Here is a 24,738-nt window from a genome sequence, read left to right on the forward strand (position 1 = left end):
CCGTCAGGCGCCCGTGGTCGGGTCCTTGCGCCGCGCCCGGTAGACCGCGGCGCCGAGCGCGCCCGCGACCAGCAGACCACCGGTGACCAGGGCGGTCGCCGAGTCCGTGAACGTGCCGCCCTCACCGGCGTGCACGCCGTGCTGGGGACCCGTCGGGGCGTGCGTGGGCTGGTGGGTCGGGTGGTGCGTCGGGGGGTGGGTCGGGTGGTGGGTGCCGCCGCCGCCCGTGTGGGTGACCGTGAAGGTCGTGCTCCACTGCTTGCCCTGCCCGCCGGGCGGTGCCGGGCAGGTCCCGTCGACGCTCCACGTGTCGTCGGCCTCCCCGGCGTCCGGGCCGCCCTCGAAGTTCGCGGCGGGGGCGATCTTCGCGGTGCCCTCGTAGGCGGGTCCGGTCCGGGTGTCGAGGGTGGTGGGGATCTGCTCCAGCTTCACGGTGCCCGCCTCGAACGCCTGCGAGGTGGCGTCGATGGTCGCGGGTGCCGGACCGCCGATCGGGTCGCAGGACACCGACACGGTGACGGTCCCGCCCGGCCGGACCACCGCGGGACTCACCTCCGCGGTCGGCTCGGCGGACACGACGGGTATGGCACAGGTCAGCGCCGTGCCGGCGAGGGCGACGACGGACAGGACACGAGCGGTTGGGCGCATGGGTGGGGCTCCTTCGAGCGGTGCGCGATGACAGAGCCATCACAACCCGCCCCGGCCGGGTCGGCAGTCACTGGACAGCCAACGGAGTGAGGGCCGACCTCCGGGGGCGCGGAGAACCGCGCGACCGGCCACGACGAACCCGCACCCGGCGACGGAGGAGCGACCACCCCTACGCGACCTCGCGAAGGACCTCCTCCCGCACCCGGTCGCAGCACCGGCTGATCAGCCGCGACACGTGCATCTGCGAGATCCCCAGCCGCTCCGCGATCCGGGTCTGCGTCATGTCCCCGAAGAACCGCATGTACAGGATCGCCCGCTCCCGCTCCGGCAGCGCCGCCAGCCGCCCCCGGACCGCCTCGCGGTCGACCACCGTGTCCAGCGCGGGGTCGGGCGAGCCGAGGGCCTCGTTCAGCGAGTACCCGTCGTCGCTGCCCGGCAGTTCCGCGTCCAGCGACAGCGCGCTGAAGCTCTCCAGCGCCTCCAGGCCGGTCCGCGCGTCGTCCTCGCTGAGGTCGGCGTGCGCGGCGAGGTCGGCGACGCTGGGCCGCTGCCCGGAGGCGGTCTGGGCGAGTTCGTGGGAGGCGGCCCGCACCCGGTTGCGCAGTTCCTGGACCCGGCGGGGCACGTGCAGGGTCCACATGTGGTCGCGGAAGTGCCGCTTGATCTCACCGGTGACGGTGGGCACCGCGTAGCTCTCGAAGGCGTTGCCGAGCCCGGGGTCGTAGCGGTCGACGGCCTTGACCAGGCCGAGGGCGGCGACCTGGCGGAGGTCCTCGTGGGACTCGCCGCGGCTGCGGAACCGTCCGGCGATGCGCTCGGCCATGGGCAGCCAGGCCTCGACGATCCGCTCGCGCAGGGCGTCGCGTTCGGGGCCGGGGGGCAGGGCGGCGAGGCGGCGGAAGGACTCCGCGGTGTCGGGGGCGTCGTCGTGCGGATGGTTCCGGTTCTTGCGCGGGTTCGCTGTGCTGGGCATGGGGCGTGCAGCTCCCTCGGACCGTGCTCGGAAGGGGGACGGTCACCACGGACGCCCGCGCACGGTCCGGACCGGGCCGCGCGTGGGGCCGCGGCGAGCCGCTCCCACGGACGTGCCTGCTGTCCGAAGCACTGTGGGGCGCCTGCCCGTGCCCGTGCCGGGCAAACACGGTCGAGTTCCTCACCGACCCCGCCGTGCCGCCGGTGCCGCCGCACGCGACCTGGGAGCAGATGGAGGCCACGGCCGCGTCGGTCCTGAAGGGCGACGCGGACCGTGGCCCGGTGGTCAGGCAGGGCCTCAAGGCGAAGATGCAGGAGTTCCTGCCGGGCCGGGAGAAGGGGCGGGAGGAACCGTAGGCGCCCTCAGGGCGTTCCGTTCCTCCGCCGCCGCCTCCCGGCCCGGCAGCAACAGCTCCTCGTAGCGGCCCAGCGCCAGCACGACGCCGAGCAGCAGGAGCGGGATGAGCACGGCGAGTGCCGCCATGGTGTCGTCCTCCCCGGATGGCCGTGTGGGGGGCGCCGACCGGGTCTCCTGGCGGTGACCGGACAAACCTTGCGGAACAGGCCGTGTCGGCCTCCCGTCGACGGGTACGCGGTGCGCACTCCCGAAGGTATGGAGGAGACATGCAGCGAGGCAGTGACCGGCTGAGCGTCCACCGGGACGACGAGATGAAGCACGAACTCCAGGGTCTGCTCAGGTCGGGGCACCCCACCCGCACGGAGGAGTGGCACGACCCGGAGCCCGTCGCCGACGACGACCCGCGGCTCGCGGGCGGTCCGTCGATGGGTTCCATGGAGGAGACCCGGCTGGAGCTGGCCCGGGTCCTGGGCCGGACCTCGTTCCCGGCGGGCCCGGTCGAGCTGATGGGCGTCCTGCGCCGCGGCCACGCCCCGGACGCCCTGATCGAGCCGCTGGAGCGGCTGCCGCGCAAGGCCCGCTACGGCAACGTGCAGGAGCTGGCCGAGGCCCTGACGGGTCCGGAGCGGTCGCCGCACAACCCCCGGGAGGAGCCGCGGTGACGGCGGACTACGTGCGCGAGGTGATGACGCCGGGCGTGGTCGCGGTACGCCCGGATGCCTCGCTGGTGGAGGCGGCGCAGCTGATGCGCGCGCAGGACATCGGGGACGTGGTGGTCGCCGACGGCCAGGACGTCGTCGGGATGCTCACCGACCGTGACATCACGGTGCGGGCGGTCGCGGAGGGCGCCGATCCGCTGACGGTGAGCGTCGGCTCGGTGTGCACGCCGGACCCCTACCGGGTCGCGCCCGAGGACCCGGTGTCGACGGCGGTGGCGCTGATGCGCGAGAAGGCCGTACGGCGGCTGCCGGTCGTGGAGGACGGCCTGCCCGTGGGCATGGTGAGCCTCGGCGACCTCGCGGAGGCGCAGGACCCGGAGAGCGTGCTGGCCGACATCAGCCGGGCCGCGCCGGACGAGCCCGGTCCGCACCCGCTTCGCTGACCGTTTCCCCCACGCTGACCGACCCCCACAGCAAAGGACGGTGAACCACCGTGCGTATCGCGTTTCTCACCGCGCCCGAGGGCGTGGAACAGGTCGAACTGACCGAACCCTGGAAGGCGGCCTCCGACGCGGGCCACGAACCGGTGCTGGTGTCGACGAAGTCCGGTGAGGTCCAGGCGTTCGACCACCTCGACAAGGCGGACACGTTCCCCGTCGACGAGGTGGTGGGCGACGTCTCCGCGGACTCCTTCGGCGCCCTGGTACTGCCGGGCGGCGTGGCCAACCCGGACTTCCTGCGGCTGGACGAGGGGGCCGTGTCCTTCGTACGGGACTTCTTCACCCGGGGCCGTCCGGTGGCGGCGATCTGCCACGCCCCCTGGACGCTGATCGAGGCGGACGTCGTCCGCGACCGCACGCTGACGTCCTGGCCGAGCCTGCGGACCGATCTGCGCAACGCGGGCGCCACCTGGGTCGACGAGCAGGTGAGGGTGTGCGGCAACGGGCCCAACCAGCTGGTCACGAGCCGTAAGCCGGACGACCTGAAGGCGTTCTGCGAGACGTTCCTCGACGTGTTCGCGAAGGAGGCTGCCTGAGGAAGGCGGCTGCCTGAGGGGCCACCCGCGGTGCGGGGGTGCATCCCTGAGCCGCCGTCCACGGTTCCCCGCGCCCCCGAGGGCGTGGGGAACTCGACGTCCGGGTCACATCGCGTCGCGCTCGCGGGCGCCCTCGCGGGTGCGGCCCGCCGCCACGAAGCGGGTCGGGTTGCGGCGCAGGTACTCGCCCTCCAGTTGTGCCATGCGTTCGTTGTGGGCGCGCAGCGCGTCGTTCGAGCCGTACAGGAGGGTGTCGTGGCGCGTGCGGTGGATGCTCTCCAGCTCCTGCATCAGCTGCTGGTCGTCCAACTGGCCCGGGTCGACTCCGGTCATGGTGGTGCCCCGCTCGTCGTGTTCGTTCATGCCGTTCGGGTACCCGCCCGGGACGCACTACCCCCGAGCGGCATCCGGGAGGGAGCCATGGATCTCGCGTTCCTGCATCCACTCTACGAACATTCCGGCCCCTGGGCCTCCGTGTACCTGAACACCTCCCGGCATACGGAGGACACCCCGCACGAGCGGCACGTGACGGCCGAGGCCATGGCTCAGGACCTCGCGGACCAGGGCGCCGACGCGGCGACCTGCCGGGCCGTGCGGGACGCCGCCGAGGAGTTGCGGCACTCCCCCGAACCGCACGGGCGGGCCCTGTTCGCCCGCGCGGGGGAAGTCGTCCTCGATCCGTCGCTCGCCCGTCCGCCGCAGCGCGACTGGGCCGTCTGGGCGCCGCTGCCACGGGTCGCGCCGCTGCTCGACCTGGCCGGTGAGGACCCGGTGTGCGTGGTGGCGTACATCGACCGCAAGGGCGCCGACTTCGAGCTGCGCTCCGCGCTGGCCAGGGAGGACGCGGGCACGGTCGCCGGGCGGCAGTGGCCGGTGCACCGGACCAGCACCGTCGACTGGTCGGAGCGCCACTTCCAGCTGCGGGTGGAGAACACCTGGGAGCACAACGCGGCCGAGATCGCGGACTCGCTCGCGGTCTGCCAGGAGGAGACCCGGGCCGACCTGCTGGTCCTGGTCGGGGACGAGCGCGAGCGGCGTTCGGTGCGCGAGCGGCTGCCGCGGCGGCTGCACGACCGGGCCGTGGAGGCGGAGCGCGGGCCCGGCAGCCGGCTGCTGGACGCCGAGGTGGAGGAGATCCGCGCCGGACACGTACGGCGGCAGGCCGAGGCGGAGGTCGAGCGGTTCCTCGCCGCCCGCGCCCCGGACGCCGAGGGGCGGCCGGCGGCGGTGGAGGGCGTGCCCGCGCTGGTGGAGGCGGCGCGCGAGCACCGGCTGGACGAGTTGCTGGTGGTGCCGGAGGGCCCCGACACGCACCGCGAGGTGTGGATCGGCGAGGACCCCGACCAGCTGGCGACGCGCCGCACCGAGCTGAAGGTGCTCGGCGAGCAGGACTCCTGGTCGGCCCGCGCGGACGACGCCCTGATCCGCTCGGCGGTAACGACGGGCGCCCCGGCCCTGTCGCTGGCCCCGTCGCGTTCGGCGCACGACGCGGAGGTCCCCACGGGCGGCCTCGGCGCCCTGCTGCGCTGGCGGTGACGCGGGGCCCCTCCGGCCAGGCCGGTCACGAGCCGCAGCAGCCGCCCGCCGGCGCCTGCTCGGCGGCCGTGCCGGCCGCGGCGGGTGCGCCGAGCTGGACGAGCTCGGGCACGGGCGCGCAGCAGCCGCCGCCGTCGGCCTGCTGGGCGTCGGGGGTGTCGAAGAGGCCCGCGCCCCCGCAGACCCCGGTCTCGGGCAGGGTCAGTTCCACGCGGTCGGCGGACTCCAGGTCCCCGGCGATGGCCGCGGCGACGGAGCGGACCTGCTCGTAGCCGGTCATCGCGAGGAACGTCGGCGCGCGGCCGTAGGACTTCATGCCGACCAGGTACACGCCCTGTTCGGGGTGGGACAGTTCGCGGTGGCCGTGCGGGTAGACGGTGCCGCAGGAGTGCTGGTTGGGGTCGATGAGCGGTGCCAGCTCGACGGGTGCCTGGAGGCGCTCGTCGAGGCCCAGGCGCAGTTCGTCCAGGAAGGACAGGTCGGGGCGGAAGCCGGTCAGCACGATGACCTCGTCGACCGCGTCGAGGCGGCGCCCGTCCTCGCCGACCAGGACCAGGCGGCCGTCGCCGTCGCGTTCGACGGCCTCGGTGCGGAAGCCGGTGACCGCGTCCGCGTGGCCCTGGTCGACGGCGGCCTTCGCCGCCAGGCCCAGGGCGCCGCGGGCGGGGAGCTGGTCGGCCTCGCCGCCGCCGAAGGTCGAGCCGGAGATGCCCCGGCGTAGGATCCACACGCCCTTCGTTCCCGCGCCGTCGTCGGACGTGGCGAGGTCCGCGAGGGAGGCGAGGGCGGTGAAGGCGGAGGCGCCGGAGCCGATGACGGCGGTCCGCCTGCCCGCGTACCGGGCGCGCACCGCCGGGTCCCCGAGGTCGGGGAGGCGGTAGCTGATCCGGTCCGCGGCGGCCTTCTCGCCGAGGGCGGGGAGCCCGCTGCCGCCGGCCGGGGACGGGGTGGCCCAGGTGCCGGAGGCGTCGATGACGGCGCGGGCGAGGAGGCGCTCCTCCCGGCCGTCGGCGTGGGCGACGTGCACGACGAACGGCTGCCGCTCGCGGTCGGCGTCCACGATGCGGTCCCGTCCGGTGCGCGAGACGCCCGTGACGGTGGCGCCGAGGCGGACGCGGTCGCCGAGGACGTCGGCCAGCGGCCGCAGGTAGGACGCGGCCCAGTCGCCGCCGGAGGGGTAGGTGGCCGGGTCGGGCCGGGTCCAGCCGGTGGGGGCCAGGAGCTTCTCGGCGGCCGGGTCGACGACCTCGTCCCAGGTGGAGAACAGCCGCACGTGCGACCACGCGCGCACCGCGGCACCGGCCGTCTGCCCGGCTTCCAGGACCAGGGGCTCGATGCCCCGGTCGATCAGGTGGGCGGCGGCGGCCAGACCGACGGGTCCGGCTCCGATCACGACGACGGGCAGCGTCACGACGACTCCTAGTTCGTGTTTCGACGTCTGTCGATGTCTTGCGCGGCCCAGCATGGCACCTGTATCGACAGTCGTCAACATAGACATCTATCGAAGTCGTGGGCGGGTCCACCCCGCGCTGGTTAGACGTGTGTCAACATAGACGCATGTCGAACACGAAGACGCTCCCACTGCTCGAAGCCGACGGCCAGGGTGCGGCCCCGTGCTGCCCGCCGCTGACCGAGCGTCCGATGACCGCCGACGAGGCCGAGACGGCGGCGCGGATGTTCAAGGCGCTCGGTGATCCGGTCCGGCTGCGGCTGTTCTCCGCCGTGGCCTCGCACGAGGGCGGCGAGGCGTGCGTCTGCGACATCTCCGACGTCGGCGTCTCCCAGCCCACCGTCTCCCACCACCTGAAGAAGCTCAGGGAGGCGGGCCTGCTCACCTCCGAGCGGCGCGGCACCTGGGTCTACTACCGGGTCGAGCCGTCCGTGCTGGCCGCGATGGGCAAGCTGCTGGCCCCGCCCACCGCGGCCTGACACCCGGAGCCGCTCAGGGGGCCGTCACCCCCGCGTCGGTCGTGAACCTCCGGCGCCAGGCGAGCGCGACGTAGACCAGGCCGATCAGCACCGGCACCTCGATGAGCGGGCCGACGACGCCGGACAGCGCCTGGCCGGAGGTGACCCCGAAGGTGGCGATGGCGACGGCGATGGCCAGCTCGAAGTTGTTGCCCGCCGCCGTGAAGGCGAGCGTCGCGGTGCGGTCGTACGGGAGCCCCAGGCCCTTGCCGAGCAGGAACGTGCCGAAGAACATGACCGCGAAGTACGCCAGCAGCGGCAGCGCGATCCGGGCGACGTCCAGCGGCTGCGAGGTGATCGTCTTCCCCTGGAGGGCGAAGAGGATCACGATGGTGAACAGCAGCCCGTACAGCGCCCACGGGCCGATCCGCGGCAGGAACCTCGTCTCGTAGTCGGCGCGGCCCAGCCTCCGCTCGCCGACGCGGCGGGTGAGGAACCCGGCCAGCAGCGGGACGCCGAGGAAGACGACCACGTTCAGGGCGATCCTGCCCATGGAGATGTCGAGGCGCTCGCCGTCGCCCAGGCCCAGCCAGCCGGGCAGCAGGTCGAGGTAGAACCAGCCGAGCAGGCCGAACGCCAGGACCTGGAAGACGGAGTTCAGGGCGACGAGGACGGCGGCGGCCTCCCGGTCGCCGCAGGCGAGGTCGTTCCAGATGATGACCATGGCGATACAGCGGGCCAGACCGACGATGATCAGGCCGGTGCGGTACTCGGGCAGGTCAGGCAGGAAGGTCCACGCCAGCGCGAACATCACCGCGGGTCCCACCACCCAGTTGATGACCAGCGAGGAGACCATCAGCCTGCGGTCGCCGGTGACGGCGTCCAGCCTGTCGTAGCGGACCTTGGCCAGGACCGGGTACATCATGACCAGCAGGCCGAGCGCGATCGGCAGGGAGATCCCGCCGACCTCCACCTTCGCCAGCGCGTCGTTCAGTCCGGGGACCGCCCGGCCGAGACCGAGGCCGACGGCCATGGCGATGAGGATCCACACGGCGAGGTAGCGGTCCAGGGTGGAGAGCCGGGCGACGACGGACGCTTCCGGGGTCGTCGCGGGCGCTTTGGCGCGGGTCACGGGCAGGCCCTCTTGTTCTCTGCGGCGGTACGGGCCTGTTCGGCCAGGTCGGCGAAGTGCCCGGCGAGCTGGGCGATGACGTCGGGGCGGAGCCGGTAGTAGGTGAAGCGCCCGCACGGCTCGGTGTCGACGACACCGGCCTCGCGCAGCACTCTCAGGTGGTTGGAGAGGTTGGTCTGCCGGGCGCCGGTCTCCTCCACCAGGTGGGTGGTGCACAGCGTCTCGCGGGCGAGCAGGGTCACGATCCGGAACCTGAGCGGGTCGGCCAGCACCCGGATCAGGTCAGCGTCGACTGACGTCATCATGGGCTGATACTGTCACATCATCCGGCGCTGATACCAGCCAGGGCTGACCTGTGGCCCGCCGGGGGCGCTCCCCCGGCCCGCACCTCGTGACCTCGTGACCTCGTGACCTCGTGAAGGAAGAACGCATGTCCTCCGCTCCGCTCGCCTCCGTGCTGTTCGTCTGTGTCCACAACGCCGGCCGCTCGCAGATGGCCGCGGGATTCCTCCAGCACCTCGCGGGCGACCGCGTCGAGGTACGCTCCGCCGGTTCCCTCCCCGGCGACCAGGTCAACCCCTCGGCCGTCGAGGCGATGGCCGAGGCCGGCGTCGACATCTCCACCGCCCGGCCGAAGGTCCTCACCACCGAGGCCGTCCAGGCGTCCGACTACGTCATCACCATGGGCTGCGGCGACGCCTGTCCCGTCTTCCCCGGCAGGAAGTACCTCGACTGGGCCCTGGAAGACCCCGCCGGCAAGGGCGTCGACGCCGTCCGCCCCATCCGCGACGAGATCAGGGCCCGCGTCGAGGCCCTCGTCGCCGAGATCGACGCCACGCGGGAGGCCTGACCCTCCGTCGGTACGGCGCGCGACATCCGGTGGCCAGCGGGTACCCGCACCCGTATGAGTCCCGATGTCGACCTCACCGTTCCCCAGCCCGGCCGGCACTCCGCGCGGGCGCGACTGCTGGGCCTGGACAGCCGACTGTTCGAGTTCGCCGCGGCCCGGCACTGGCCGTACGCGCAGCGGGTGCTGCCGCGGCTGAGCCACAGCGCCAACCACGGGGTGCTGTGGTTCGCGACGGCCGCCGCGATGGCCGCGAGCCGCACCCCGCGCGGCCGGAGGGCCGCCGCCCGCGGGCTGGCCTCCCTCGCGCTGGCCTCGGCCACCATCAACACCCTCGGCAAACGCTCGGTGCGCCGCCCCCGCCCGGCCCTCGACCCGGTCCCGGCGGTACGGCACCTGAAGCGGCAGCCGATCACGACATCCTTCCCCTCCGGCCACTCCGCCTCCGCGGCGGCGTTCGCGGCGGGCGTGACCATGGAGTCCCCGGCGTGGGGCGCGGCGGTGGCGCCGGTGGCGTTCTCGGTGGCGATGTCACGGATCTACACCGGGGCGCACTTCCCCAGCGACGTCCTGGCGGGCGCCGCGTTCGGGGTCGGCGCCGCCTTCGCCGTACGGGGGATGGCGCCGACCCGGACCCAGCGGGTGCCGCCCGCCCGGCCCCGCGCCGAGGTCCCGGCGCTGCCCGACGGGGCGGGGCTGGTCGTGGTGGCGAACACCGCGGCGGGCACCGCGGACCGGGTGCGGGCACTGCGGGCCGTGCTGCCCGCCGCCGAGGTCGTGGAGTGCGATCCGCGGGACGTGGCCGCCGAGTTGGAGAAGGCGGCTGCCCGCGCCCGGGTGCTCGGGGTGTGCGGCGGCGACGGCACGGTGAACGCGGCGGCCGGGACCGCGCTGCGGCACTCCCTGCCGCTGGCCGTGCTGCCGGGCGGCACCCTCAACCACTTCGCGCAGGACCTGGGCGTGGAGGACGCGGGCGCGTTCAGCCGGGCGGTGCGGCGCGGCGAGGCGGTCCGGGTCGACGTGGGCCGGTTCGGCTGCGGCGACCAGCACGGGGTGTTCCTGAACACGTGCAGCCTCGGCGTCTACCCGGAACTGGTCAGGGAGCGGGACCGCTTCGCGGGGCGGATCGGCACCTGGCCCGCCGGGGTGCTCGCGGCACTGCGGGTGCTGCGCGCCGACCGGCATCCGCTGGAGGTGCGGCTCGACGGTGGCGCCCGGCCGCTGTGGCTGCTGTTCGCGGGCAACGGCACCTACCACCGGATGGGCCTGGTCCCCGGCCGCCGCCTGGACCTGGCGGACGGGCAACTGGACGTGCGGGTGGTGCACGGCGGCCGTCGCCCCGCGCTGCGCCTGCTCGCCGCCGCCCTCGCCGGACCCCTCAGCCTCCCCCACTCCCGACTCCGCCCGAGCGGGAGGGACCCCCATCCCGCCCCCGCCGCCGTCCAGGTGCCCCGGCTGCGGCTGGCCGACGTGCCGCCGGGCACACCGCTCGCCCACGACGGCGAGGTCACCGAGGTGGCGGGCGAGGTGGTGCTGGAGAAGCTGCCGGAGGCGCTGACGGTGTACCGCCCCCTGCCCGGCGACAACTGATGTACCGTCAGTCCACATGGCGAAACCAGGGGTCTCATCATTCGGTCGGCGGGCGTACGGTGTCCGTACCTGGTTCCGATCACCTCGCGAAGGGCACAGCCATGCCGGAAACCCGTGAGACCGCCGTCTACACGCACGGGCACCACGAGTCCGTCCTGCGTTCGCACACCTGGCGGACGGCAGCCAACTCCGCGGCCTACCTGCTCCCTTCGCTGAAGCCCCACATGAAGGTCCTGGACATCGGCTGCGGGCCCGGCACGATCACCGCCGACCTGGCGGAGCTGGTCCACGACGGCCACGTCACCGCCGTGGACCACGCGCCGGGCGTCCTGGAGCGGGCCCGCGCCACCGCCGCCGAACGCGGCCTGGCCAACGTGGACTTCGCGGTCGCCGACGTGCACGCGCTGGACTACCCCGACGACACCTTCTGCGTGGTCCACGCCCACCAGGTGCTCCAACACGTCGGCGACCCGGTACGCGCGCTGAGCGAGATGCGGCGGGTCACCCGGCCCGGCGGGTTCGTCGCCGTCCGGGACGCCGACTACGCGGCGATGACCTGGTACCCCGCCGCACCGGGCCTGGACGGCTGGCTGGACCTGTACGAGCGGGTGTCCCGGGCCAACGGCGGCGAGCCGGACGCCGGGCGACGGCTGCGGTCCTGGGCGCTGCGGGCGGGCTTCGACGCCGCCGACGTCACCGCCACCTCCGCCACCTGGACCTTCGCCACCCCCGACGAACGCGCCTGGTGGAGCGACCTGTGGGCGGACCGCACCCTGGCCTCGGCCTACGCCGACCGGGCCACCGGCGGCGGCCACGCGACCGAAGGGGAACTGCGCGCGGTGTCCCGGGCGTGGCGGGAGTGGGGCGAGCGGGAGGACGGCTGGTTCAGTGTCCTGCACGGGGAGATCCTGTGCAGAAAACAAGCCTGAGAAGCGAAATTCAGGAAACCCGTACGACAGGAGGTTGACAGAACATGGTACCCATCCTGATCGTGCTGCTCCTGGCGCTCATTCTGTTCGGCGCCGGATTCGCGTTGAAGGCGCTCTGGTGGATAGCGCTGGCGGTACTCGTCGTATGGCTGCTGGGATTCCTCTTCCGGGGCACCAGCGCGGCGGGAGGCCGTAGCCGCTGGTACAGGTGGTGAACGACCCCCGGGACCGAGGGGCTGACCCTCAGTCCCGGGGCAGCAGAGGTCCGAGCGGCCCGAGGTCCAGGTTCAGGTCCTCGGGCCGCAGTCCGTACCGCTCCCGCAGCTCCGTCATCCGGTCGTCCAGCAGCACATCAGGGTGAGCCCGATCCGCTCCTCCTGCTCCTCGCTGAGGTCCCCCTCGTCGAAACGGCGCAGCGCCTGCCGCTCCATGAGCTGGCGGAGCAGTTCCACCACCGTGAGGACCAGTTTCACCAGGTCGCGTTCGACAGTGTCCGGCTCCAGGTCGAGACGGCCTCGGCGGGCGGTCATGCGCTCTCCCTCCAGGTCATGCGCTCTCCTCCCAGGGCGCGGGAACGCGGGCGTTCACCGAGCTGATCAGGGCGTTCAGATCGATCCGGACGAGGTCGACGTCCGCGATCCGCAGGGTGACGTCGCCGGTGATGACAACACCCCCGGCCAGCAGCCGGTCCAGCAGGTCGACGAGGGCGATCTCCCGGCGCTCCACGACGGTCACGTCCGGCCCTCCCCGAATTCCCCGGGGACTTCCACGAAGGAGTAGGCCGCCCACGGTCCGGTGAGTTCCACCCGGATTCCGGAGGCGCCGTTCTCCGTCTCGTCCTTCGTGCGGTCCACGATTTCCACGAACTCCTCGGAATCGGCGCGCGGCACCAGATAGGCGGCGTTGAGCACGTTCCGTCCGGACGCGCCGGACAGCGCCGGGCTCTGCGGCGCGTGCAGCCGGGTGTCCTCGGCGTGCGCGGCGAGGGTGCGGTGCAGCCGCGTCGCGAAGGCCTCGGCCCGCTGCCAGGAGTCCTCGCGGGTCCGGGCCTGCCTGCTGCGCTGGCGCAGGTAGTCACGGCCGGACGCGGCCGGGGGCGCCCGGCGGGGCTCCGGGGCGGACGGCGCCTCCGCCTCGGCCGGGAGGTAGACCTTCACCCCCCACTCGACCCGCCCCTCCAGCCGGTCCAGCGTCTGCCGGAAGTCGGCCTCGCGCGCCTCGATCATCGTGCGTACGCCGCTGTCGTCCCGGAAGACGGTGGCGAGCCGCAGCGGCAGCGGGGTGGTCACGGTGGTGAGGGCGTCGATCACGCCCTGGTGGGCCCGCGCCACCCCGGTGAGCCAGTCCAGGTCCTCCAGGTGCGACCGCAGCGGCTCCTCCGCGAAGTCGGCCTCCGGCACATGGCTGACCACGGCGACCAGGCCCCGGTGCGGCATCAGCCGGGGCGGGTCCCCGGCCACGCCCGCGAGCTGGGCCTGGAGCGGGGTGCCGAAGGGGCGGCAGACGGCGTACACGTACCGCAGTCCGGTCACGACGCCTCCTCCTCCCGGACCCGGCCGGGCTCCAGCTGCGCCAGCCGGGCCCGCAGCTCGGCGTTCTCCCGGGACAGCTCGTCGCGGCGGGCCCGGGTGGACAGCGCCGGGTCGTCCTCCCACCAGTCGATGCCCATCTCCTTGGCTTTGTCCACCGAGGCCACGATGAGCCGGAGCTTGATGGTGAGCAGCTCGATGTGCCGACCTCCAGCGCGCTGCGCAGCGGGCCCTTGCCCTCGGCGAGCTTGCGGCCGCCGTCGAGGGCGAGCTGGGCGAAGCCGGGGCTCTTGCCCTCGGCGATGTCGTTCAGCCGGACGGTGGTCTCGCCGAGCTTGCGGCCGAGCCCGACCAGCACGCGCTGGGCCTGGGCGGCGAGGTACTCCTGCGCCTCCGCCTTCAGCCGGTCGGCGGCCTCGCTGCGGGCCACTCCGGTGAGCGCGTCCGCTCCCGGGGGCGTCTTGCTCATCGGTCACCGCCTCCCTTCGGCAGCCGGGACCGGCCCGTACCGTCCGCACGGCGCCGCGGCTCATCGTACGACCGCCTGCTCCACGAGGAGTTCCACGGACGCGGCGATCGACTCCGCGTCGATGCCCGCCGCGCGCAGCTGTTCGGCGGGGCTGGCCGAGCCCGGCATCGTCCGGACGGCGAGGCGCGCCAGGCGGGGCACGGGGCGCCCGTCGACGAAGGCGTCGAGGACGGCGTCGCCGAGGCCGCCCTCCTCGTGGTGGTCCTCGACGGTGAGCAGGCAGCCGGTGTCCTCGGCGGCCTGGCGCAGGGTGGCCCGGTCGACGGGCTTGACGGAGTACAGGTCGATGACGCGCACCTGGATGCCGCGCTCGTCGAGGGCGTCGGCGGCGGCGAGCGCCTCGGGCACGGTCACGCCCGCGGCGACGAGGGTGAGCCGGTCGTCGGCGGAGGAGCGCAGCACCTTGCTGCCGCCGACGGGGAACTCCTCGCCGGGCGGGTAGATCACGGCGCTCTTGCCGCGCGAGGTGCGCAGGTAGCGGACGCCGTCCAGACCCGCCATGGCCCCGACCAGGTGCGCGGTCTGGTTGGCGTCGCACGGGTAGAGCACGGTCGAGCCGTGCACGGCCCGGAACATCGCCAGGTCCTCCAGGCCCATCTGAGAGGGCCCGTCCTGCCCGATGGCCACGCCCGCGTGCGAGCCGACGACGTTGATCCCGGCACCGCTGACGGCGGCCATCCGCACGAAGTCGTGGGCGCGGGTGAGGAACGCCGCGAACGACGACGCGTACGGCACCCAGCCGCGCGCCGCCAGGCCCACCGCCGCCGCGACGAGCTGCTGCTCGGCGATGTAGCACTCGAAGAACCGCTCGGGGTGTTCCTTGGCGAAGAACTCGGCCCGGGTGGAGTCGCTGACCTCGCCGTCGAGGGCGACGACGTCGCCGCGTCCGCCGCCGAGGGCGGCGAGCGCCTTGCCGTAGGCGTCGCGGGTGGCGACCTCCTCGCCCAGGTCCCAGCGGGGCAGCTCGACGGGTCCGGTGCGCACGGCGTGCAGCATCCGGGTGGCGGGCGGTTCGTGGACCTCGACGCGGAGGTCCCGGGGGCCGCCGAGTTCGGCGACGGCCTCGTCGGCGTCCGGCAGCGGCTTGCCGTGCAGGCCCTCGCGGTCCTCGACGGCCGCGACGCCCCTGCCCTTGAGGGTGCGGGCGAGGATCGCGGTGGGCTGGCCCCTGGTGGACAGGGCCTCGCCGTAGGCGCGGTCGACGGCGTCGACGTCGTGGCCGTCGACCTCGACGGTGTGCCAGCCGAACGCCTGGAAGCGGCGGGCGTAGGCGTCGAGGTCGTGGCCGTGCCGGGTGGGGCCGCGCTGGCCGAGCCGGTTGACGTCGACGACCGCGGTGAGGTTGTCGAGGTGCTCGTACGCGGCGTGCTCGGCGGCCTCCCACACGGAGCCCTCGGCGAGTTCGCTGTCGCCGCACAGCACCCACACCCGGTAGTCACCGGCGCGGTCCAGCCGTTTGCCCGCGAGGGCGACGCCGACGCCGACGGGCAGACCCTGCCCGAGGGAGCCGGTGGCGGTCTCCACCCACGGCAGCCGCCGCGGCGTGGGGTGCCCCTCCAGCCTGCTGCCCAGCTCGCGGAAGGTGAGCAGTTCCTCGTCGTCGATGGCGCCGGCGGCCTTGTAGGCGGCGTACAGCAGGGGGGAGGCGTGGCCCTTGGAGAGGATGAGGCGGTCGTTGCAGGGGTGGGCGGGGCGTTCGAAGTCGTAGTGCAGGTGGTTCGCCAGCAGGACGGCCATCAGGTCCGCCGCCGACATCGAGGACGTGGGGTGTCCGGAGCCCGCGGCGGCTGCCGCCCGGACGCTGTCCACGCGCAACTGCTGACCGAGGTCGACGAGTTCACCGCTGTTCATGCCTCTCCCTCCGTGGGGTGGTCGGGCTTCATGTCGGGGTCGGTGCGCTTGACGGGGCCGGGGGCGGGGTGCGCCGGTTCGCCGCCGGGTTGGTTCTTCGCGGGCTCGCCGCCGGGCTGGTTCTTGGCCGGTTCACCGCCCGGCTGGTTCTTCGCGGGCTCACCGCCCGGCTGGTTCTTGGCCGGCTCACCGCCCGGCTGGTTCCTCGCCGGCTCACCGCCCGGCTGGTTCCTCGCCGGCTCACCGCCCGGCTGGTTCCTCGCCGGCTCACCGCCCGGCTGGTTCCTCGCGGGCTCCGAAGGCTGGTTCCTCCCGCCCTCCTTGCCGCCGTCGCCGTCGGCGTCCGGCATCCGCACCAGTTCCGGTGACGCCGTGTCCAGCGGGACGGACCAGGACCGTACGAGGCCCAACTGCACGGCCTGCCGCGGCAGTACGGCGTCCAGCAGCCAGTCGGCGGCGACCCGGACGCGGTTGCCGGGCATCGCGGCGAGGTGGTAGCCACGGGTCACGGCACCGGCGAGCGGCCCGGACAGCGGCACCCCGAAGGGGTTGGCGGCGGCCTTGGTCCCGCCGAGGTCGACCACGAACCCGAGGTCGCCGTGGCGGTACGGCCTCCGCTCCCCCACGCCCAGCGACGCGGCGACGTTGTGCGCGCACGTCTTGCCGTGCCGCCAGGCGTGCTGGGCGGTCATCGGCGTGAACTGGCCGGGGTTCTCCAGGTCGGGCACGGCGGCGGCGTCACCGCAGGCGAACACCTCGGGCCGTCCGGGCACCTGGAGGTAGGGGTCGACGAGCAGCCGTCCGCGTTCCATCGGCAGCCCCAGCGACTCCGCGAGCGGGTCGGGCCGGACGCCCACGCACCACACCAGCGTGTGGGTGTCGACGAACTCACCGTCGCTGAGCAGCACCCCGGTGGGCGTGGCCTCCTTCACGGAGGTGCCCATCCGGACGTCGACACCTCGCTCGCGCAGCACCCGGTCGGCGGTGCGGGAGAGCCGTTCGTCCATCTCGGGCATCACGCGCTCGGCGATGTCCAACAGGATCCAGCGGGGCCGCATCCCCTCCCGCAGGGGGTGCTTGCGGACCTGCGCGTCGGTGAACAGCTGGCCGTGCGCGGCGACCTCCGTGCCGGTGTACCCGGCGCCGACGACGACGAAGGTGCAGCGCGCCGAGCAGCTCTCGGGGTCGTCGGCCGCGGCGGCCAGCTCCACCTGCCGGGTGACGTGGTCCCGGAGGTAGAGGGCCTCGGGCAGGCCGCGGAAGCCGTGCGCGTGCTCGGCGACGCCGGGGATCGGCAGCAGTTTGTTGACGCTGCCCGCGGCGAGCACCAGACGGTCGTATTCCAGGGTCCCGGTGTCGCCCTCGGGGCCGGTGTAGCGCACGGTGCGCGCGTCCAGGTCGAGGGCGTCGGCCTCGCCGAGCACCAGGCGCACCCGGGGCAGGGTGCCGGACAGGGACACGGTGACCCGGCGTGGCTCCAGGATCCCGGCGGCCACCTGGGGCAGCAGGGGCAGGTACAGGAAGTAGTCGGTGGGGTTGAGCAGGGTGATCTCGGCCTTGCCCCGGGCCATCCGCGACAGCTCACGGGCCGTGCGGTACCCGGCGAAGCCGGCTCCGACGATCACGATGCGGGGTCGACTCACGGTTCCTCCGGCGGTGGCGTCTCGTCCGAGCTTTCCGCGTCCCCCTGGCCAGGGCGGCCAAACGTGCCCGGGGTTTCCGCACCGGCAGCCGGGTAACTCGGGGCCGCGATCTGTCCCGCCCCCCGCGGAGGTGCCCCCCATGCCCGAGTACGGCTACTTCCTGTCCTGTGAGGAACACGGCCCCGCCGACCTGGTCGAGCAGGCCCGGATGGCCGAGCAGGCCGGTTTCCAGGCCCTGTGGATCTCCGACCACTACCACCCGTGGAACGACGCCCAGGGCCAGAGCCCGTTCGTGTGGTCGGTGATCGGCGCGCTCTCCGAGGCGGTGTCGCTGCCGATCGAGACGGCGGTGACCTGCCCGACGGTACGCACCCACCCGGCGGTGGTGGCGCAGGCCGCCGCGACCTGCGCGGTGATGACGGGCGGCCGGTTCCGGCTGGGGGTGGGCACCGGCGAGGCACTGAACGAGCACGTCCTCGGGGACCCGTGGCCGCCCGCGCACATCCGCATGGAGATGCTGGAGGAGGCCATCGCGGTGATGCGGAAGCTGTTCACCGGCGAGGAGGTCAGCCACCGCGGCACCCACTACACGGTGGAGAACGCCCGCCTCTACACGGTCCCCGACGAGCCCGTCCCCGTCGACGTCTCCGGGTTCGGCCCGAAGGCGACGGCGCTCGCGGCGCGGGTCGGCGACGGCTACCTCACGATGATGCCGGATGAGCCGATGGTGGAGCAGTTCCGCAAGGGCGGCGGGGGCACCAAGCTGGTGAGCGGCGGTACGAAGGTCTGCTACGGCACCGACCGCGACGAGGCGGTGCGGACCGTGCGGCGGCTGTGGGCCAGCGAGCTGCTCCCCGGCGAGATGGGGCAGGTGCTGCCCACGCCGCGCCACTTCGAGCAGGTCGAGTCCCTCGTCACCGAGGAGATGGTGCGCGAGGGCCGGGTCTGCGGGGACGACGTGGACGAGCACGTCGGCGCGCTCAGCGCCTTCGCCGACGCCGGTTTCGACCGGGTGTACGTCAACCAGATCGGGCCCGACCAGCGCGGCTTCTTCGACTTCTACCGCACGAAGGTGCTGCCGCAGCTCCCGGGATGACCGCGGGAGCGGTCAGGCCCGGTGGTGCGGGCCCTCCGGGTCGGTCCCCCCGGCCCGGGGCTCGCCGGGCGCCGCGGGTGCCGTCGGCGGCATCGGCGGGTAGGGCACGCCGCCGCCCAGGCCGCCGGGCGTACCGGCGGGCGGGGTGGAGCCGTGGACGCGGTCCTCCCCGGTGGGCGTCTCCGGCCCGGAGTGCCGGGTGGGGCTGGCGGCCCCGCGCAGCAGGTAGGCGATCGCGGCGAGGAGCACCGCGGTGATCAGGGCCGCCGCCCAGTCGGGCAGTCCGGCGGCGAGGGCGAGGCCCACGGTCAGCGCCAGGGCCGCGCCCGCGTACAGGGCGACGGCACCGGAGGCGGCGTACAGCGCGGCCCTGCGCCGCTGCCGGCGCGCCTGGCGGTGCAGTTCGTCCCGGACCGTCTCGCGTGTCACCTGCGCCAGTTCGTCGACGAGGTGCTTGTCCAGGTGTTCCAGATGATCGAGGCGCTTCATGGCGCCCGGGTACCCTCGGTCGACGCAGCGTAACGCCTTGGCGTCAGCTCTCCGGCTTGACCATCTCCACGGTCAACGCCCAGCGTTCGTGGTCCCGCCAGGCCCCGTCGATGAAGAGCAGGTCCGGCGAGTAGCCCTCCAGGCGGAAGCCGCAGGCGCGGGCCAGGGCGATGGAGGCGGCGTTGCCGGGCTGCACGTTGATCTCCAGCCGGTGCAGCCCCATCGCCCCGAACGCGTGCCGCACCACCAGCCCGAGCCCTTCGCGCATCAGCCCCCGCCCGGCGGCGTGCGCGAACGCCCCGTACCCGAGGGCACCGCACTGGAAGGCCCCGCCGACGATGTTGTTGATGTTGACGAACCCGGCGATGCCGCCGTCGCCGAGGTCGCAGACCAGGAACCCGGCCCTGGCGGGGTCGTCGATGAGCCGCCCCGCGTACCCGGCGTACTCCCGCTCGGTCTGCGGCGGGAAGAGCCAGGGCCGGTGCAGTTCACGGCTCGCGCGGGCCCGCGCGACGAACTCGGCGGCGTCGGCGCGGGCGAAGTGCCGGACGCCCACGCGGGGGCCCTCGGCCAGATGACGGGAGACGGGCTGCGGCACCCCGCCACCCTACGGCCTCGCGCGTTCCCGGCGCCGCCTGACGAAGTACGCCCCGCACAGGGCCCCTACGAGCCACATGGCGAGCAGCGCCGCCCACAGCGGCATGGACACCACCGGCACCAGCAGGCGGATCTCGGTGGTCTGGGTGTTCTCGAAGACGAACACCAGGGCGAGGAGGGCGAGCACCAGGACGGCGATCTGGCCGGTGGTCATCGCACGGCTCTGACCACCGGCCCGCTCACCGCCGGTGTCGCCCGGGGCGGTCTGCTTCCGGCTCATGGCTCCAGCGTGCGCCCCGCACCGGCCGTCCGCGCGGCGAACGCTGCCCCACGGGTGACGTCTACCGCAGCGCCGGTTCGTCCAGGGTCAGGGTGGCCCGGTCCGCGTCCAGCTCGGCGGCCACCCCGAAGGGCACGGTGAGCGCGCCCTCGCAGTGCCCGAACCCGAACTCCTCCACCACGGGCACGCCGAGCCCGCCGAGCCGGTCGGCGAGCAGCGCCCGTACCTCGTCGTAGGGGTCGCACTCCGCCCAGGAGCCGAGCAGCACCCCGCGTACGCCGTCCAGCCAGCCGGAGCGCAGCAGCTGGGTGAGGTAGCGGTCGAGCCGGTACGTCTCCTCGCCCACGTCCTCCAGGCAGAGCAGCCCGCCGCGGGCGGAGGGCCGGGCGTGCGGAGTGCCGAGGTCGGCGGCGAGCAGGCTGAGGCAGCCGCCGAGGAGGACGCCGCGGGCCCGGCCGGGGACGAGGGCGCGTCCGGCGGAGGCGACGGTGCGCGCGGTCTCCGGGGCGAACAGGGTGGCCCGCAGGTGGTCCTGGGCGCGGGCGTTCTTCAGGAAGTCGACGGCCGCGGTCATCGGGCCGTGCAGGGTGACCAGGCCGAGCCGGGTGGCGAACGCCTCGTGCAGCGCGGTGATGTCGCTGTAGCCGACGAACACCTTGGGCCCGGCGGCGCGCATCGCCTCCCAGTCGAGCAGGTCGACCATGCGCTGGACGCCGTAGCCGCCGCGGGCGCAGAGCACGGCGGCCACGGACGGGTCGCACCAGGCGTTCTGCAGGTCGGCGGCGCGGTCGGCGTCCGCGCCCGCCAGGTAGTCGAAGGTGCCGTGCCGGTCGAGGACGTGCGGGGCGACGACCGGGTCGAGGTCCCAGCCGCGCAGCACGTCGAGCCCGGCCTGCAACCGCTCCTCGGGGACCGGCCCGCTGGGCGCGACGACGGCGACGCGGGCGCCGGGCGCCAGCCGGGCGGGCCGGTCCAGCTCTCCGACCTGGGTCACTTGGTCAGCTCCAGCGTCGGGACGCCCGCCGGGTCGAGCCCGAACACCTGGGCGTACAGGGAGAGTTCGGCCTCCAGTGCGCGCACCATGGTCTCGGCGCGCCGGAAGCCGTGGCCCTCGCCCTCGAAGGCGATGTAGGCGTGCGGCACCCGGCTGCCCTCGATGCGGGCGAGGAAGCGTTCGCACTGGGCGGGCGGGCAGATCGGGTCGTCCAGGCCCTGGAGGAGCAGGAACGGCACGGTGAGGTGTTCGGCGCGCTCGGTGGGCGAGCGCTCGGCGTACCGGCCGGGCACCTCGGCGAGCGGTCCGACGAGGCTTTCGAGGTACTGCGACTCGAAGTCGTGGGTCTCCCCCGTCGCCCAGCCGGTGAGGTCGAGGATGGGGTAGATGATCGTGCCGCAGGCGTAGACGTCGGTGCCGGTGAGGGAGGCGGCGGAGGTCCAGCCGCCCGCGCTGCCGCCGCGGATGGCGAGGCGGTCGCGGTCGGCGGTGCCCTCGTCGGCGAGGGCGAGGGCGACGGCCGCGCAGTCCTCGACGTCGACGACGCCCCACTGCTCGCGCAGCCGGTCGCGGTACGCGCGCCCGTACCCGGTGGAGCCGCCGTAGTTGACCTCGGCGACGCCGATGCCGCGCGAGGTGAAGTAGGCGATCTCCAGGTCGAGGACGAGCGGGGAGCGCCCGGTGGGGCCGCCGTGCGCCCAGACGACGTACGGCGGGAGTTCGGGTCCGGGCGCCACGCAGCCGGGGTTGTGCGGCGGGTAGATGTGGGCGTGGATGTCGCGGCCGTCGGGTCCGGTGAAGGTGCGGATCTGCGGCTCGGGGTAGTAGGCGGGGTCCACGGCGTCGTCGTGCGGGGCGCCGACGACGCGGGCGTGGCCGGTGCGGGTGTCGAGTTCGACGACCTCCCAGGCGCTGCGCGGGCTGGCGCCGACGGCGACGACGCGTTCGCCGTGCACGGCGAGGGTGGCGGAGAACTCGGTCCAGGGTCCGGCGGCGTCGACGACCTCGCCGGTCTCGGGGTCGAGTATGCCGAGGGCGGTGGCGCCGCGGCCGTGCACGACGGCGACGGTGCCGCTGGCCAGGGGGGCGAACCAGCGCTGCCCGATCTTCCACAGCGGGCCGCCGAACTCCTCCTCACGCGGGCACAGCGGGGTGCCGTCGCGGTACAGGTTCCACCAGCCGCCGCGGTCGCTGGCGTACAGCAGCCCGCCGTCCGCCGACCAGTCGGCCTGCGCGATGGACTCCTCGGGCCCGCCCGCGACGGTACGCGGCTCGTGAAACGTTCCGTCAGCGTCGACGTCGGCGACCAGCAGCTCGGTGCCGTCCCAGGGCATCCGCGGATGGTCCCAGGCCAGCCAGGCGGCGCGCCGTCCGTCCGGGGAGAGCCGGGGCCCGGTGACGAACCGCTGCCGGGCGGCGGTCAGCTCGCGCACCGCGTCCCGGTCCCGCGCGGCCGACCCGTCCAGCGGTACGGCGGCCAGCACGCGCCGTACGTCGGTGGGGCCGTCGCCGGTGAACTCCTCCAGGACGCACCACACCTCGCCGCGCTCGACGCGCAGCACCGGGTCCGCCCAGCGCAGCCCGCCGCCGACCGGCGACAGCGGCGTCAGCGGCACCGGTTCGGCGCCCGGCCGGTACCGGTACAGCCGCTGGTCGCCGAAGTGGACGAACACCACCAAGGGCGCACCGTCGACGGCGGCTCCGGCCCAGGGCTGGCCGCCGTACTCGATGACCCGGCTGCGGACGTTCCACGGGGCGGGCAGCACGGACTCCTCCGTGCCGTCGCCGTGGCGTCGCACCAGGGTGCGTCGGCCGCCCTCGGTGGGGCGTGGCGCGGTCCACCAGACCTCGTCGCCGACGAAGCCGACGAACTCGGGGTGCCCGTCGTGCGCGGCGGCCGTGGCCGCGCCGATCGGCGAGGGCCATGAACCGTATGGCAGGGTCTGCACCTTTTCCATCCCTCTCCGGCCCCGCTCAGGCCGTCCGCAGAAAGCGGTCGAGGACGCGGACACCGAAGTGCAGCGCCTCGACGGGCACCCGCTCGTCGACCCCGTGGAAGAGCGCCTGGTAGTCGAAGCCCTCGGGCAGCTTCAGCGGCGCGAAGCCGTAGCCGGTGATGCCGAGCCGCGAGAACTGCTTGGCGTCGGTGCCGCCCGACATGCAGTACGGCACCACGTGGCCCTCCGGCGCGAACTCCTGGACGGCGGCGCGCAGCCCGGCGAACGTGGGCGAGTCCACCGGCGCCTGGAGGGCGACCTCGTGGTGGGCGAACTCCCAGTCGACGTCGGGGCCGGTGAGCTGGTCGAGGGTGGTACGGAACTCCTCCTCGCCGCCCGGCAGATAGCGCCCGTCGACGTGGGCGACGGCCTGGCCCGGGATGACGTTGACCTTGTAACCGGCGTCCAGCATGGTCGGGTTGGCGCTGTTGCGGACGGTCGCCTCGACCAGCTTGGCGGCCGGGCCCAGCTTCTCCAGCAGGGCGTCCACGTCGCTGAGGTCGGTCTCGATGCCGTAGACGGCGGCGAGTTCGGTGAGCGCGGCGCGCACGGTCGGGGTGAGCCGCAGCGGCCACTCGTGGTCGCCGATGCGGGCGATCGCGGCGGACAGCCGGGTCACCGCGTTCTCCCGGTTGACCTTGGAGCCGTGTCCGGCGCGTCCGCGCGCGGTGAGCTTCAGCCAGGCGGTGCCGCGCTCCCCGGCGGCGATCGGGTAGATCTCCCGGCCTGAGCCGTCGTGGAAGGTGAACGCGCCGGACTCGCTGATGCCCTCGGTGCAGCCCTCGAACAGGTCGGCGTGCTGGTCGGCGAGGAACCCGGAGCCGTCCTCGGCGCTGGCCTCCTCGTCGGCGGTGAAGGCGACCACGACGTCCCGGCGGGGGCGGACGCCCTGGCGGGCCCAGTCCCGCACCACGGCCAGGATCATCGCGTCCATGTTCTTCATGTCGACGGCGCCCCGGCCCCACACGACACCGTCGCGGACCTCGCCGGAGAACGGGTGCACGCTCCAGTCGGCGGCCTCGGCCGGTACGACGTCCAGGTGGCCGTGGACCAGCAGCGCGTCCGCGGACGGGTCGGTGCCCGCGATCCGGGCGACGACGTTGGTGCGGCCCTCGGTGCGCTCGAGCAGCACCGGTTCGAGCCCGGCGCCCGCGAGCCGCTCGGCGGCGTACTCGGCGGCCGGCCGCTCCCGGCAGTCACCGCCGCCCCGGTTGGTGGTGTCGATGCGGATCAGGTCGGACGTGAAGGTCACGACCTCGTCCAGGGCCCGCTGGTCAGCCATACTGCTCCTCCACGGCGGCCGAGACGACGGTGGTGACGGCCTTGAAGGTGCGGATCCCCTCGAACATGGTCCCGCTGGTGTAGGCCACCTTCCGCTCCCCGATCCGCTCCACTCCCGGTACGACGGTCGCCGCCATGGCGAGATGCTCGGCGTCGAACTCGACGGCGACTGTATACGGTCCACCGGCGACCGGTTCCCGCCGCCCCGCCAGGCCCACCGCCTCCTTGGCCGCGGCCCGGATGTCGGCGGCGGTGCGGGCGGGCGTCCGGCACACGGCGGCGTACCGGGAGACATGGTCCTTGACGGCGACCTTCAGCGCCTCGGGGGCGTAGCCGAGGGCGTCCTCGCAGGCCACGTCGTCCCCGGTGACCAGCACCACCGGCACCCCGTACTCGGCGACCACGTGCGCGTTGAGCAGGCCCTCGCTGGCGCGCACGTCGTTCAGCCACACCCCGGTGATGGAGTTGGCGAGGTAGGTGTGCGCGAGGACGCCCTCCTCCCCGGCGCCCGCGTGGTAGCCGACGAACGCGATGGCGTCGACGTCGCCGTGCTGCACGCCCTCCACCATGGACAGCGACTTGTGCCGCCCGGTGAGCATCTGCACCCGTTCGTCCAGTTCCTCCAGGAGCAGGTTGCGCATCGTCCAGTGGGCCTCGTTGACGAGCACGTCGTCGGCGCCCCCGTCGAGGAAGCCGAGGGCGGCGGCGTTGACGTCCGAGGTGAACATGGAACGGCAGCGTTCCCACTGCGGGGTGCCCGGCAGCACGTCGGCGGGCCAGGTCACCCCCGTGGCGCCCTCCATGTCGGCGCTGATCAGGATCTTCATGCAGCGAAAC

27 protein-coding genes and 4 pseudogenes are annotated in these 24,738 nt (G+C 74.0%); 11 read left to right on the forward strand and 20 right to left on the reverse strand.

The features are described 5' to 3' along the window. Positions 1–3: 3 nt before the first annotated feature. Positions 4–648, reverse strand: a complete 645-nt coding sequence (locus ABZ659_RS07215; RefSeq protein ID WP_360214375.1) for a hypothetical protein — start codon at positions 646–648, stop codon at positions 4–6. A 169-nt stretch (positions 649–817) separates the two neighbouring features. Next, positions 818–1,621 carry an RNA polymerase sigma factor SigF gene (locus ABZ659_RS07220; protein ID WP_360214377.1) on the reverse strand — a complete coding sequence of 268 codons (804 nt, stop codon included), beginning with the start codon at positions 1,619–1,621 and terminating at the stop codon, positions 818–820. A gap of 170 nt (positions 1,622–1,791) precedes the next feature. Here ABZ659_RS07220 and ABZ659_RS07225 point away from each other — a divergent pair. The 4 genes and pseudogenes from ABZ659_RS07225 to ABZ659_RS07240 all read left to right on the forward strand — a co-directional run. Beyond that, positions 1,792–1,977, forward strand: a pseudogene (locus ABZ659_RS07225) (hypothetical protein); the annotation flags it as partial. A 267-nt stretch (positions 1,978–2,244) separates the two neighbouring features. Beyond that, the gene (locus tag ABZ659_RS07230; RefSeq protein WP_360214379.1) at positions 2,245–2,640 is read left to right on the forward strand and encodes a DUF2795 domain-containing protein; all 396 of its coding nucleotides are present in this window, start codon (positions 2,245–2,247) and stop codon (positions 2,638–2,640) included. Continuing rightward, entirely contained in the window at positions 2,637–3,080 is a 444-nt protein-coding gene (locus ABZ659_RS07235; protein ID WP_360214381.1) for a CBS domain-containing protein, read from the forward strand. The genes ABZ659_RS07230 and ABZ659_RS07235 overlap by 4 nt, the downstream gene beginning before the upstream one ends. Positions 3,081–3,130: 50 nt before the next feature. Further along, complete coding sequence (locus tag ABZ659_RS07240) at positions 3,131–3,673, forward strand: type 1 glutamine amidotransferase domain-containing protein (protein WP_360214383.1); 543 nt, start codon at positions 3,131–3,133, stop codon at positions 3,671–3,673. A 105-nt stretch (positions 3,674–3,778) separates the two neighbouring features. Here ABZ659_RS07240 and ABZ659_RS07245 read toward each other — a convergent pair whose 3' ends face one another. Further along, the gene (locus tag ABZ659_RS07245; RefSeq protein ID WP_360214385.1) at positions 3,779–4,036 is read right to left on the reverse strand and encodes a DUF6158 family protein; all 258 of its coding nucleotides are present in this window, start codon (positions 4,034–4,036) and stop codon (positions 3,779–3,781) included. Positions 4,037–4,093: 57 nt separating this feature from the next. Here ABZ659_RS07245 and ABZ659_RS07250 point away from each other — a divergent pair, with 57 nt between their 5' ends. After that, the gene (locus ABZ659_RS07250) at positions 4,094–5,209 is read left to right on the forward strand and encodes a Vms1/Ankzf1 family peptidyl-tRNA hydrolase (protein ID WP_360214387.1); all 1,116 of its coding nucleotides are present in this window, start codon (positions 4,094–4,096) and stop codon (positions 5,207–5,209) included. A 25-nt stretch (positions 5,210–5,234) separates the two neighbouring features. On the opposite strand, the gene ABZ659_RS07255 is transcribed toward ABZ659_RS07250, so the two are convergent. After that, on the reverse strand, positions 5,235–6,674 hold the full coding sequence (locus ABZ659_RS07255) for an NAD(P)-binding domain-containing protein (protein ID WP_360214389.1): 1,440 nt from the start codon (positions 6,672–6,674) through the stop codon (positions 5,235–5,237). 92 nt (positions 6,675–6,766) lie between these two features. On the opposite strand from ABZ659_RS07255, the gene ABZ659_RS07260 reads away from it, so the two are divergent. Then, positions 6,767–7,138 carry a metalloregulator ArsR/SmtB family transcription factor gene (locus ABZ659_RS07260; RefSeq protein WP_360214391.1) on the forward strand — a complete coding sequence of 124 codons (372 nt, stop codon included), beginning with the start codon at positions 6,767–6,769 and terminating at the stop codon, positions 7,136–7,138. Positions 7,139–7,151: 13 nt separating this feature from the next. On the opposite strand, the gene arsB is transcribed toward ABZ659_RS07260, so the two are convergent. Together arsB and ABZ659_RS07270 are read right to left on the reverse strand one after the other, a co-directional pair. Further along, a complete protein-coding gene (arsB, locus tag ABZ659_RS07265) occupies positions 7,152–8,249 on the reverse strand; it encodes an ACR3 family arsenite efflux transporter (RefSeq protein ID WP_360214393.1) in 1,098 nt (365 codons plus the stop codon). Then, positions 8,246–8,554: a metalloregulator ArsR/SmtB family transcription factor gene (locus ABZ659_RS07270; protein WP_360214395.1), complete on the reverse strand. Its 309-nt coding sequence runs from the start codon at positions 8,552–8,554 to the stop codon at positions 8,246–8,248. The genes arsB and ABZ659_RS07270 overlap by 4 nt, the downstream gene beginning before the upstream one ends. Before the next feature lie 125 nt (positions 8,555–8,679). Between ABZ659_RS07270 and ABZ659_RS07275 the strand changes: the two genes are divergently transcribed. The 4 genes from ABZ659_RS07275 to ABZ659_RS07290 all read left to right on the forward strand — a co-directional run bounded on the left by ABZ659_RS07275 (position 8,680) and on the right by ABZ659_RS07290 (position 11,830). Next, positions 8,680–9,099: an arsenate reductase ArsC gene (locus tag ABZ659_RS07275; RefSeq protein WP_360214397.1), complete on the forward strand. Its 420-nt coding sequence runs from the start codon at positions 8,680–8,682 to the stop codon at positions 9,097–9,099. Between the two features lie 54 nt (positions 9,100–9,153). Then, positions 9,154–10,686, forward strand: a complete 1,533-nt coding sequence (locus ABZ659_RS07280; RefSeq protein ID WP_360214399.1) for a phosphatase PAP2 family protein — start codon at positions 9,154–9,156, stop codon at positions 10,684–10,686. Between the two features lie 101 nt (positions 10,687–10,787). Beyond that, positions 10,788–11,615, forward strand: coding sequence for a class I SAM-dependent methyltransferase (locus tag ABZ659_RS07285; protein ID WP_360214401.1), 828 nt, complete (start codon positions 10,788–10,790; stop codon positions 11,613–11,615). Positions 11,616–11,659: 44 nt separating this feature from the next. Continuing rightward, positions 11,660–11,830 carry a hydrophobic protein gene (locus tag ABZ659_RS07290; protein ID WP_210922403.1) on the forward strand — a complete coding sequence of 57 codons (171 nt, stop codon included), beginning with the start codon at positions 11,660–11,662 and terminating at the stop codon, positions 11,828–11,830. Positions 11,831–11,858: 28 nt separating this feature from the next. On the opposite strand, the pseudogene ABZ659_RS07295 reads toward ABZ659_RS07290, so the two are convergent. From ABZ659_RS07295 to ABZ659_RS07325, 7 genes and pseudogenes are all read right to left on the reverse strand, one after another. Continuing rightward, a pseudogene (locus tag ABZ659_RS07295) lies at positions 11,859–12,145 on the reverse strand (gas vesicle protein K). 16 nt (positions 12,146–12,161) lie between these two features. Next, entirely contained in the window at positions 12,162–12,350 is a 189-nt protein-coding gene (locus ABZ659_RS07300; RefSeq protein WP_360214404.1) for a gas vesicle protein, read from the reverse strand. Then, the gene (locus ABZ659_RS07305) at positions 12,347–13,147 is read right to left on the reverse strand and encodes a GvpL/GvpF family gas vesicle protein (protein ID WP_360214406.1); all 801 of its coding nucleotides are present in this window, start codon (positions 13,145–13,147) and stop codon (positions 12,347–12,349) included. Before ABZ659_RS07305 ends, ABZ659_RS07300 begins: the two co-directional genes overlap by 4 nt. Then, positions 13,144–13,344 (reverse strand): annotated as a pseudogene (locus ABZ659_RS07310) (gas vesicle protein); the annotation flags it as partial. The gene ABZ659_RS07305 and the pseudogene ABZ659_RS07310, both read right to left, overlap by 4 nt. 2 nt (positions 13,345–13,346) lie before the next feature. Continuing rightward, positions 13,347–13,613 (reverse strand): annotated as a pseudogene (locus ABZ659_RS07315) (cyclase); the annotation flags it as partial. Between the two features lie 60 nt (positions 13,614–13,673). Further along, positions 13,674–15,524, reverse strand: coding sequence for a transketolase (locus ABZ659_RS07320; RefSeq protein WP_360214408.1), 1,851 nt, complete (start codon positions 15,522–15,524; stop codon positions 13,674–13,676). Continuing rightward, complete coding sequence (locus ABZ659_RS07325; protein WP_360214494.1) at positions 15,521–17,149, reverse strand: FAD-dependent oxidoreductase; 1,629 nt, start codon at positions 17,147–17,149, stop codon at positions 15,521–15,523. Before ABZ659_RS07325 ends, ABZ659_RS07320 begins: the two co-directional genes overlap by 4 nt. A 157-nt stretch (positions 17,150–17,306) precedes the next feature. Between ABZ659_RS07325 and ABZ659_RS07330 the strand changes: the two genes are divergently transcribed. Continuing rightward, positions 17,307–18,263, forward strand: a complete 957-nt coding sequence (locus ABZ659_RS07330; protein ID WP_360214410.1) for an LLM class F420-dependent oxidoreductase — start codon at positions 17,307–17,309, stop codon at positions 18,261–18,263. Between the two features lie 12 nt (positions 18,264–18,275). Here ABZ659_RS07330 and ABZ659_RS07335 read toward each other — a convergent pair whose 3' ends face one another. The 7 genes from ABZ659_RS07335 to ABZ659_RS07365 form a co-directional block, all read right to left on the reverse strand. After that, entirely contained in the window at positions 18,276–18,752 is a 477-nt protein-coding gene (locus ABZ659_RS07335; RefSeq protein WP_360214412.1) for a phage holin family protein, read from the reverse strand. A 43-nt stretch (positions 18,753–18,795) separates the two neighbouring features. After that, positions 18,796–19,350: a GNAT family protein gene (locus ABZ659_RS07340; RefSeq protein WP_360214414.1), complete on the reverse strand. Its 555-nt coding sequence runs from the start codon at positions 19,348–19,350 to the stop codon at positions 18,796–18,798. Positions 19,351–19,359: 9 nt separating this feature from the next. After that, positions 19,360–19,629 carry a LapA family protein gene (locus ABZ659_RS07345; protein WP_360214416.1) on the reverse strand — a complete coding sequence of 90 codons (270 nt, stop codon included), beginning with the start codon at positions 19,627–19,629 and terminating at the stop codon, positions 19,360–19,362. Between the two features lie 61 nt (positions 19,630–19,690). Next, a complete protein-coding gene (locus ABZ659_RS07350) occupies positions 19,691–20,623 on the reverse strand; it encodes an LD-carboxypeptidase (protein ID WP_360214418.1) in 933 nt (310 codons plus the stop codon). Next, entirely contained in the window at positions 20,620–22,581 is a 1,962-nt protein-coding gene (locus ABZ659_RS07355) for a prolyl oligopeptidase family serine peptidase (protein ID WP_360214420.1), read from the reverse strand. The genes ABZ659_RS07350 and ABZ659_RS07355 overlap by 4 nt, the downstream gene beginning before the upstream one ends. Before the next feature lie 16 nt (positions 22,582–22,597). Then, a complete protein-coding gene (locus tag ABZ659_RS07360; protein ID WP_360214422.1) occupies positions 22,598–23,902 on the reverse strand; it encodes a M20/M25/M40 family metallo-hydrolase in 1,305 nt (434 codons plus the stop codon). Next, entirely contained in the window at positions 23,895–24,728 is an 834-nt protein-coding gene (locus tag ABZ659_RS07365) for a M55 family metallopeptidase (RefSeq protein WP_360214424.1), read from the reverse strand. The genes ABZ659_RS07360 and ABZ659_RS07365 overlap by 8 nt, the downstream gene beginning before the upstream one ends. Positions 24,729–24,738: the final 10 nt, after the last annotated feature.

The organism is Streptomyces sp. NPDC006997 (genome assembly GCF_040635175.1).
Taxonomy (GTDB): Bacteria; Actinomycetota; Actinomycetes; order Streptomycetales; family Streptomycetaceae; genus Streptomyces.